Origin of the sequence: Streptomyces sp. NPDC005728 (genome assembly GCF_040630895.1) — a bacterium.
Lineage (GTDB): Bacteria > Actinomycetota > Actinomycetes > Streptomycetales > Streptomycetaceae > Streptomyces.
In genome coordinates, this window is sequence record NZ_JBEXYL010000035.1 from 78,517 (window position 1) to 88,403 (window position 9,887).

The window sequence follows — 9,887 nt, forward strand, 5'->3', positions numbered from 1 at the left end:
TTGCGTACGCCCACCCCCACCACCCCCCACATACGCGGCAGATGGCGCCGTGTCGGCTCAGCCGCCGCGGCCGCCACCGCGCTGCTCCTCGCCGGCCTCGGCACCGCCGCCCACGCGGACGCGGCCACCCCCACGGCCACGAAGACCGTGAGCGCCCAGGCCGTCGCCGCCCAGGTCGCCAAGGCCCATGTGCACTACGCCAACGCATGTGACGCGACCCCGAAGAAGGGCTACGCGTCCTGCCACGCGCTGCGCGTGACCAGCGGCACGACCGCCTTCCAGGAGGAGCAGGCCGCCAAGAAGGGCCTCGCGCCCCGGACCATCTCCCCGAAGGCCTCGTCCGCCTCCCCGACCGGGTACGGCCCGAGCGACCTCCGGAGCGCCTACGGCCTGGCCTCCGCCGCCTCCTCCAACGGCTCCGGCGAGACCATCGCGATCGTCGACGCGTACGACGACCCGAACGCCGAGGCGGACCTGGCCACCTACCGCTCCCACTACGGCCTGTCGGACTGCACCACCGACAACGGCTGTTTCAAGAAGGTCAGCCAGACCGGCTCCACGACCTCCCTCCCCACCGCGGACAGCGGCTGGGCCGGTGAGATCTCGCTCGACCTCGACATGGCCTCCGCCGTCTGCCCGAACTGCAACATCCTGCTCGTCGAGGCCAAGTCGTCGAGCATGGCCAACCTGGGCACCGCCGTGAACGAGGCCGTCAAGCTCGGCGCCAAGTTCGTGTCGAACAGCTACGGCGGCTCGGAGTCCTCCTCCGACACCTCGTACGACTCCTCGTACTTCAACCACCCGGGCGTCGCCATCACCGTCAGCGCGGGCGACGAGGCCTACGGCGCCGAGTACCCGGCCGGCTCCAAGTACGTCACCGCCGTCGGCGGCACCGCCCTCAAGACCTCCTCCAACAGCCGCGGCTGGACCGAGAGCGTCTGGAAGACCAGCAGTACCGAGGGCACCGGCTCGGGCTGCTCCGCGTACGACGCCAAGCCCAGCTGGCAGACCGACACCGGCTGCACCAAGCGCATGATCGCCGACGTCTCGGCCGTCGCCGACCCGGCCACCGGTGTCTCCGTCTACGACACCTACGGCTCCGACGGCACCGGCTGGAACACCTACGGCGGCACCAGCGCCTCGGCCCCGATCATCGCCGGCGTCTACGCCCTGGCCGGCACCCCGGGCAGCAGCGACCACCCCGCCTCCTACCCGTACGCCGCGGCCGGCACCTCGGCCCTCAACGACGTGACCAGCGGCAACAACGGCACCTGCGCCACCAGCTACTTCTGCACCGCCAAGTCGGGCTACGACGGCCCCACCGGCTGGGGCACCCCCGAGGGCACGGACGCCTTCACGGGCTGAGCAGCACCGCGGTGAACCACCCCGTCGGGTCACGGGGAGCCGCCATCTGAGGGGGACGTGGGGTCCCTTCGGCGGCAAGGAAAGGAAGACGGGCCACGGCATCCGGCCGCGGCCCGTTTTCCCTGTCCGGGCAACCACCGGACCGCCCGCATCAGGGGCCCCGGCAACCCATGCCGGGGCCCCTCTTCCTGCCGCCCGTGAGAACATCGTCTCGACTCCTCACCCGACCAGCCGTCAGAAACCGTGCCAGGCCGTAAAGAGGGTCAACGACGGAACCACACGACAGGTTCCGCTCAGGCCTCGTTGCCCGGCGTGACCTGCCGTGATACACAGAGTGACCGTACGAGGTATTCGTACGAAACCCGCCAGTCAATGACGTCAAGTCGACATACGACCGCGACGTTGTCGGCGAGAATGAGACCTGACCTCTGCACACCGCAGAGGCCTTGCGGAACTACCCACCAGGGGCGGTGACTTACATGCTCTTTGCGGCCGACAAGGGAGACATCAACACCATCATCGGCGGGATCGCTCCGGACTGGGGTCCCTTCGGCAGCCTGGGCAACGAGGCCAAGGTGATGATCGAGGTGGTGATGGCCGTGGCCATCCTGCTCTGCCTCGGGATCGCGGTCTGGGGTGCGGCCAAGCAGCGGATCGGTGCGACGGCCCTGCGGGACACCTTCAGTGCGGAACAGGGCAAGGGCCTGATCATCGCCGGCCTCACCGGGGTCTTCATCATCGGCTCCCTGGGCACCCTGTTCACGATCGTGTACGGAATGGCGGTCTGACGCCCTTTCACCCTCCCTTCCGTCCGGGCACGCCCGGTCGTCCCCCTCCACCCCACCCACCCGTCGTGCCCACCGGCTGAGGTTGCGTTTCCCTGATGTCGAGTCACCACACCGCGCCCGCGCGGGAACCAGCACGGCTACCGTCGTATGTCTACGAGGTGGAGGGGGCGTACGCGGCATGAGTCCCACAGACGAGCAGGGTTACACCGAAACGGGCCAGACCCGGACCCGCCTGCCCGGCGGCGACCCCTACGGCGGCGCACCCCGCAGAACCGCCCGCTCCTCCTCCCGGAGCCTGGTCACGGTGGTCGGCGTGGTCGTCCTCCTCATCGCCGCGATCGCCTTCGCGAACAGAGGAGACGGTTCCTCCACGAAGAGCGCCTCCGACAAGGGCGACCAGCCAAAAGCCGCACCCACAGCAGCAAGCGGCACGAAGCCGGTGGAGACGAGGACCGCCGGCATCCCGTCGGGCTTCGCACATGCGGACCAGGGAGCACAGAGCGCGGCGGCGAACTATGCGGTGGCGTTGGTTTCGGCTGACATCCTCAAACCGTTCTGGCGGGGCGAAGTTGTCAAGCAGGCGTTCGTCGCCGACAAGCAGGCCGGCCTTACGGACAAGTTCAACAAGGCGTACAGCAAGAAGTTCCTCAGCAGCATCGGCCTGGACGCAAACGGCAACGCCCCAGCCGGCCATACCTATGTGTCACGCACGGCGCCCATCGGCACCAAGCTCACCAACTACTCCGACTCCACCGCCACGGTCGAGGTCTGGTGCACCGGCGTGTTCGGTACCGCCGGTGACGACTCGACCAACCCGGTCACCAGTGACTGGTTCACGATGACTCTCCAGCTGCGCTGGGAAAATGGTGACTGGAAGGTCGACAGCTTCTCCCAGAAGGACGGTCCCGCTCCCGTCCCCGGTGACGACAAGGCATCCAGCGCCGACCAGATGGCCAAGGCCGTCGAGGAGTACGGAGGCTTCACTTATGCCCGGTAGCCCGCGCCGCGTACTCAAGATCACCGCTGCCGTCACCGCCGCGCAGGGTGCTGTCCTCCTGCTGGCCACGCGAGCCATCGCCGCACCCACGCCGTCGCCGTCGTCCAACAACTGTGACCTCATCGTCGGCCCCGCCAAGCAGTTCTGCGAAAAAGACAACGGCTCCAAAGGCGGCGGCTCCTCCAGCCTCACCCCCGACAACCCCCTCACCAACACCCTCGACCCCCTCTCCTCCCTCGCCAAGGGCTGTTCCGACGCCGCTGCGTGGACCATCGGGAAGCTCAGTGACGCCGTGAAGGAGACCGCCAACGTCGACTTCACGAACACGAAGTTCCTGCAGCAGTACGCCGTCGTGTTCGCCGCGTCCACGATCCTGACGCTCCTGCTGTGGCTGCTGGCCGTGGCCAAGAGGGCCGTCCGAGGCGTCCCCCTCACCACCGCCATCTCCGAAGCAGTCGGCTTCCTGTGGCTGACGGTGCTCGCCTCCGCCTTCACCCCGCTGATCCTGTACACCGTCGTCTCGGCGGCCGACGGAGTGACGGACGTCCTCGCGAAGGCCACCGGCGACCAGACGGACACCTTCTTCGGCACCTTCTCCGGCGCCCTCAACAAGGGCACCGACATCGGCGGCGGCCCGATCATGCTGATCGTCGTCTCCCTGGTCAGCATCCTCGCCGCCGGCGTCCTCTGGCTGGAGCTGGTCATCCGCGCCGCCCTGCTCTACGTCGGCGCCCTCCTCGGCACCGTCGTCTACGCCGGCCTGGTGGACAAGAACCTGTGGGGGCATGTCCGGCGCTGGGCGGGCATCATGATCGCCGTCATCCTGGTCAAGCCGGTGATCGTCATAGTGCTCGGACTCGCCGGCGCCCTCTCCGGCGACAGCGGCCCCGACGCCTTCTCCGCCGTCGTCTCCGGCCTCGCCATCATCCTGCTCGCCATCTTCGCCAGCGCGATGATCTACCGCTTCGTCCCCGGCTTCGGCGACGAGATCGCGAGCGGCCGCAACAACCGCATCATGCAAGGCGCCGAAGGCAAGGCCGCAGCCGTCATCAGCTCCCCGGCCACCCTCGTCGCCCAGGGCATCAAGACCCACAGCACCCGCGCCGACAACAACGGTGGCGGCCAGGCCGGCAGCGGCCCGCGCCCCGCCAACCCCGCCTCCGGCGGTGTCGCCGCCCACAGCAGCCGTACCCCCCAGGGCGGCGGCGGAGCAGTCCCCTCCGCCGCACCCGCGCCGCGCGCACCCAGCCCGGCCAACACCCCGCACGCCAGCAACACCCGCAACAGCAATCGCTCGGGAGGTGAAGGGCGTTGACGACCGAGTCCCACATGTCCCATCCGGTCACGCCCCGCCGTACGTATCTGATCGGCCGCGCCCGGCCGAACGCGATCGTCGGCCGGAACCGCGAGTCCGGTGAGATCGCGTTGATCATCGCCGGCGCGTTCCTCGGCATGATGTGCGGCCTCCTCGTCCCGGTCCTGTCCCTGCGGATCGTGCTCCTGACAGGCTTCCCGCTGCTCGCGCTCGCCGCGGTCTACGTGCCGTACAAGCGCCGCACGTTCTACAAGTGGTTCGAGATCAACCGCTCGTACAAGCGGACCGTCAAGCGTGGCGCCGTCTACCGCTCCGGTGTCGTGGAGGCCGGGACCCGGCTCGACGGGCGGGAGGTCGAGATCGGTCCGCCGCCCGGGATCGGGCGGATCAACTGGCTCGCCGCCCCCTTCGGGCCCGACGAGATCGCCGTACTCCTGCACGCCGACCGCCGGACTGTCACGGCCGCCATCGAGATCGAGGGACCGGGCGTCGGCCTGCGCGACTCCGAGGACCAGGAAGCCCTCGTCGACCGCTTCGGCACGCTGCTCAAGCACGTGGCCAACGGCGACGGCTTCGTCACCCGCCTCCAGATGCTCGCCCGCACCCTGCCCGCCGACCCCGACGCCCACGCCAAGGACGTCGCCGTCCGCGGGGACGAGAAGGCTCCCGACTGGCTGGCCGGCTCCTACGACCAGCTCCAGTCCATGGTCTCCACCAGCAGCGAGCAGCACCGCGCCTACCTCGTCGCCTGCATGCACTACACCCGCGAACTGGCCGCCGAGGCCCAGGCCATGGCGCGCGCCGCGCGGCCCCAGTCCGGCCGCAAGCTGGACCGGGACGCGGGACTGGCCGTCGTCATGGCACGCGAGCTGACCGACATCTGCTCGCGCCTCCAGGAGGCCGACATCCGCGTCCGCCAGCCCCTCGGGCAGGGCAGACTCGCCTCCCTCATCCACTCCATGTACGACCCGGACCACCCCATCGACCACATCCAGGCGATGACCCGGCGCAACGCCTGGCCGGCCGAGCTGGACGCCATGGAGCCCACCTACCTCCAGGCCAAGACCCGCGAGTCCGCCACCCGCGCCCCCTGGTGCCACGCCACGGCCTGGGTGAAGGAGTGGCCGATGACCCCCGTAGGCGTCAACTTCCTCGCGCCCCTGCTCGTCCACACCCCGGACGTCATCCGAACGGTCGCGGTGACGATGGACCTCGAACCCACCGAGGTAGCCATCGAACGCATGCTGACCGAGAAGACCAACGACGAGGCCGAGGCCTCCCGCGCCGCCAAGATGAACCGCACCGTCGACCCGCGCGACATCGCCGCCCACAACCGCCTCGACCAGCGCGGCGAGGACCTGGCGAGTGGCGCGGCGGGGGTGAACCTCGTCGGCTACATCACCGTCTCCTCCCGCTCCCCGGAGGCCCTGAACCGCGACAAGCGGACCATAAGGGCCTCGGCCGGAAAGTCGTACCTGAAGCTGGAGTGGTGCGACCGCGAGCACCACCGGGCCTTCGTGAACACACTTCCCTTCGCCACCGGCATTCGAAGGTAGGGGCTGATGCGCTGATGCGGGACCCGCTGTCCGTCCTCACCGACGCCTTCACGTCCTTCCTCTTCGGCAAGGTCGAAACCACCCGGCTGCCTGTCCGCACCTCCACGGGCCAGGCCCAGGCGGTCTACCTGCCCACCGCCGCGCCCGGCCTCGGCGACTCCGGCGTCATCATCGGCCGCGAGGTCTACTCCGGGAAGGGCTACATCTACGACCCCTTCCAGCTGTACGGCCAGCAGCTCCCGGCCCCGCACTGGCTGGTCCTCGGCGAGTCCGGCAACGGCAAGTCGGCCCTGGAGAAGACGTACGTCCTACGGCAGTTGCGCTTCAAGGACCGCCAGGTCGTCGTCCTCGACGCGCAGGGCGAGGACGGGGCCGGCGAATGGAACCTCATCGCGCAGGAGCTGGGGATAACTCCCATCCGCCTGGACCCGACGGCAGCCCTGGACCAGGGCATCCGCCTGAACCCGCTGGACCCCGCGATCACGACAACGGGCCAGCTGGCGCTCCTGCGCACCATCATCGAGGTGGCGATGGGCCACGGCCTGGACGAACGCTCCGGCTTCGCCCTCAAGGTCGCCCACTCCTACGTCAACGAGTCCATCGTCGACCGCCAGCCGGTCCTCACCGACATCGTGGAACAGCTACGGCACCCCGAGCCGGAGTCGGCGGAGGCGATGAACGTCGCCATAGACGACGTACGGGCGTGGGGCCTCGACGTCGCCCTGGTGCTGGACCGGTTGGTCGACGGTGACCTGCGCGGCATGTTCGACGGCCCGACCACCGTCGGCATCGACCTGGACGCGCCGCTCATCGTCTTCGACCTGTCCCACATCGACCGCAACTCCATCGCCATGCCCATCCTGATGGCGATCGTCGGCGTGTGGCTGGAGCACACCTGGATCCGCCCCGACCGCAAGAAGCGCATCTTCCTGGTCGAAGAGGCCTGGCACATCATCAACAGCCCCTTCGTGGCCCAGCTGTTCCAGCGCCTGCTGAAGTTCGGCCGACGGCTGGGCCTGTCCTTCGTGGCGGTCGTCCACCACCTGTCCGACGTGGTCGACGGCGCGGCCGCGAAGGAGGCGGCGGCCATCCTGAAGATGGCGTCGACCAGGACGATCTACGCCCAGAAGGCGGACGAGGCGAGGGCGACGGGCCGGGTACTGGGCCTGCCGCGCTGGGCGGTGGAGATCATCCCCACCCTCACCCCCGGCATCGCCGTCTGGGACGTCAACGGCAACGTCCAGGTGGTCAAACACCTGGTCACCGAGACGGAACGCCCGCTGGTCTTCACCGACCGCGCGATGACCGAGTCCTCCAGCGACCTGACGGCCGACGACGCCCTGCACGCGGCCGAGCTGGAGGCCGAGCAGCGGGCGGCGGCCTTCGTGGAGCAGCACCTGGGCGACTCCGAATCGACGGTGGCGTAGGGAGAGAGCGTGAGACCGGACGACCGCCGTGACGAGCGCCGTGACAGCCGCCGGGAAGGCCAGGGCGGCATCCCCGACGGCCTCCTGATCGGCATACTCGCCTTCCTCCTCGGCATGACCGTGCTGGTGTGGACGGCCACGGGTCTGGCGGGCCTCTTCTCCCGGGGCGCCTGGCCCGACGGCGTCACCTTCACCCGCACCCCCCTGGCCATGCGTCACCTCATCGGCCAGCCGCACGACGTCCCCGGCGCCTGGCCGGACACCTCTGCGGCCCAGCTCTCCGGCTGGGGCCTGTTCTGGGGCCTGTTCATCGGCCAACTGATGGTCCTCTTCGTCCTCTCCCTCTTCGTGATGGGCACGGTGGCGAGATGGCGAGCGGGAAAGGTACAGCGGGCGTTCGAGAAGAAGTCGTCGCCGGCACCTGCACCGGTACCTGTACCGGTGGCAGCGCCGGCACCCGAACAGCACTACGAGGTCCCGGTACCCCGAGCAGAACCGGAGCCGGAGCCCTTGGGCCCCTTCCCGGCCAACGGTGAACGGGTGCGCGAGTGGGAAACAAACCGCTCCGAAGGCGCGGTGCGCTACGGCACACGGGAAAGCCGCCACTCCACCGCATTGCAGGCGATCCAGGACGCGCCGGGCCCCACCCTCGTGGTCACCTCGAACCCGGCCCTCTGGACGGAAACCAAGGACCCCCGATCCAAACTGGGCCCCACTCTCCTCTACGACCCCACACACCTCTGCGAGACCCCCGCCCGCCTCCACTGGTCCCCGACAACAGGCTGCGAAGACAAACAGACGGCCCTGCAGAGAGCTACCGCCCTCCTCAGCCCGGTCCAGCCCACCGCCAAGATCGACCAGGCAGTCGCAGACACGGCAATAACGCTCCTACGGAGCTACCTCCACGCCGCCGCCCTGGAAACCCGCACCATCCGCCACGTCCACCGCTGGTCCCAGGGCACCCAGATCCAGGACGCCGTACGAACCCTCCGTACCCACCCCAAGGCCGCCCCCGGCTCCGCAGGCGAACTCGAAGCCGCCCTCACCGCGCACCCCGAACGTCGTGACATGGCACAGGAGCTGACGGGCCGGGCCCTGTCCGTGCTCTTCACGGTCAACGTCCGCGAGGCCTGCACACCAAACCGAACTGATGCGCTCGCCTTGGATTCCTTCGTCCACGAAGGGGGCACGCTTTATGTGGTCGGTGAATCCATCGAGGACCCCAGGACCAACCCCGGCGCGATGCCCCTCCTGACGGCTCTCGTCTCTAGCGTGGTCGAGCGCGGCCGGCGCATGGCCGAACGGTCATCCTCCGGTCGGCTCGACCCACCACTCACCCTGGTCCTGGACGACATCGCGGCCGTGGCGCCGCTCCCCCAACTGCCGGACCTGCTGGCCTCCGGAGCCGACCAGGGCCTGCCCACGCTCGCCCTGCTCCGCTCCCGCGAACAGGCCCGATCCCGCTGGCCCCACCAGGAACTTCCGGCCTGACCCCCGCTCCAGAACAACGGCTCCAGGGCTACCGCTCCAGAACGAACTCCAGCTCGTTCTCGGCCTCGTCCTTCACGAACGACACGACCAGCCCGCTCGGCCCGAACCCCGCCTTGCGGTACGCCCCCTGCGCCCGCGCGTTGTCCGCGTGGACGAACAGCCGTACCCGCTCGGCGCCCTGCTGCCAAGCCCATGCCACACCGGCGTCGAACAGGGCCTCGATCAGCCCGTTCCCGCGGTGCTCCGGCCGGACGAACACGCCGACCACATGCCCTTGCCGCCGCTCGACGGGGTTCCCGGCCCAGTCCTTCGTCCCGGCCTCCTCCAGAAGCACGGTGGCGGTGCCGGCCCAGGTCCCGTCCGACGCCTCGGCGATGAACTGCTGTGCCGAACCGGACCCCTCACCGGACCGGACGGCCCGCTCCTGATAGAAGGAGTCCGGCTTGTCCCGCGCGTCCTCGTAGGTCTCCAGGAAGGCGATGGGCGCGGCCGGGTCGCGCAGGGCGTCCAGGCGCAACTGCTTCACGGCGGCCCACTCGTCGGGTCGTATGGCGCGTACGGCGTAGTCGTCGCTGGTCCGGATACTCATGGAGCCACGGTAGCCGCGCCCGCCACAACCCTCACCCGAAATACCGGCGCCCCGTTGTCAGTGCGCGGTCCTACCGTGGGCGCATGACCACGCTTCCCGATCGACCGAACACCGCACTGATCGTCATCGACGTCCAGAATGGCAGCGCACCCGGCCGCCAGGGCGGGACCGTGGCAACGGCGGAGGTGACGTTCTAGCCGTCGGGGAACGCGAAAAAGCCCCAACTCACAGGTTCTCACCTGGAGTTGGGGCTCTTTCTCAAAATTTGTTCGGCGGCGTCCTACTCTCCCACAGGGTCCCCCCTGCAGTACCATCGGCGCTGTGAGGCTTAGCTTCCGGGTTCGGAATGTAACCGGGCG

General features: G+C 69.2%; 8 protein-coding genes and 1 rRNA gene. 7 read left to right on the plus strand and 2 right to left on the minus strand.

The window, feature by feature from the left end; all coding sequences use genetic code 11:
- The 7 genes from ABZ471_RS23880 (at position 1) to ABZ471_RS23910 (ending at position 8,939) form a co-directional block, all read left to right on the plus strand.
- On the plus strand, positions 1-1,365 hold the full coding sequence (locus ABZ471_RS23880; RefSeq protein WP_359068821.1) for a S53 family peptidase: 1,365 nt from the start codon (positions 1-3) through the stop codon (positions 1,363-1,365).
- Between the two features lie 479 nt (positions 1,366-1,844).
- Positions 1,845-2,153, plus strand: a complete 309-nt coding sequence (locus ABZ471_RS23885; RefSeq protein ID WP_014673544.1) for a hypothetical protein — start codon at positions 1,845-1,847, stop codon at positions 2,151-2,153.
- A 178-nt stretch (positions 2,154-2,331) separates the two neighbouring features.
- On the plus strand, positions 2,332-3,150 hold the full coding sequence (locus ABZ471_RS23890) for a hypothetical protein (RefSeq protein WP_359068822.1): 819 nt from the start codon (positions 2,332-2,334) through the stop codon (positions 3,148-3,150).
- Positions 3,140-4,465, plus strand: coding sequence for a hypothetical protein (locus tag ABZ471_RS23895; protein ID WP_359068823.1), 1,326 nt, complete (start codon positions 3,140-3,142; stop codon positions 4,463-4,465). The genes ABZ471_RS23890 and ABZ471_RS23895 overlap by 11 nt, the downstream gene beginning before the upstream one ends.
- Positions 4,462-6,021 (plus strand): SCO6880 family protein, encoded by a 1,560-nt coding sequence (locus tag ABZ471_RS23900; RefSeq protein WP_359068824.1) that lies wholly within the window; start codon positions 4,462-4,464, stop codon positions 6,019-6,021. The genes ABZ471_RS23895 and ABZ471_RS23900 overlap by 4 nt, the downstream gene beginning before the upstream one ends.
- 14 nt (positions 6,022-6,035) lie before the next feature.
- A complete protein-coding gene (locus tag ABZ471_RS23905; RefSeq protein ID WP_359068825.1) occupies positions 6,036-7,448 on the plus strand; it encodes an ATP-binding protein in 1,413 nt (470 codons plus the stop codon).
- Between the two features lie 9 nt (positions 7,449-7,457).
- Positions 7,458-8,939 carry a type IV secretory system conjugative DNA transfer family protein gene (locus tag ABZ471_RS23910; RefSeq protein WP_359068826.1) on the plus strand — a complete coding sequence of 494 codons (1,482 nt, stop codon included), beginning with the start codon at positions 7,458-7,460 and terminating at the stop codon, positions 8,937-8,939.
- 28 nt (positions 8,940-8,967) lie between these two features.
- Here the strand turns inward: ABZ471_RS23910 and ABZ471_RS23915 are convergent, their stop codons facing one another.
- On the minus strand, positions 8,968-9,528 hold the full coding sequence (locus ABZ471_RS23915) for a GNAT family N-acetyltransferase (RefSeq protein WP_359068827.1): 561 nt from the start codon (positions 9,526-9,528) through the stop codon (positions 8,968-8,970).
- 267 nt (positions 9,529-9,795) lie between these two features.
- A 5S ribosomal RNA gene (gene rrf, locus ABZ471_RS23920) occupies positions 9,796-9,887 on the minus strand; the annotation flags it as partial.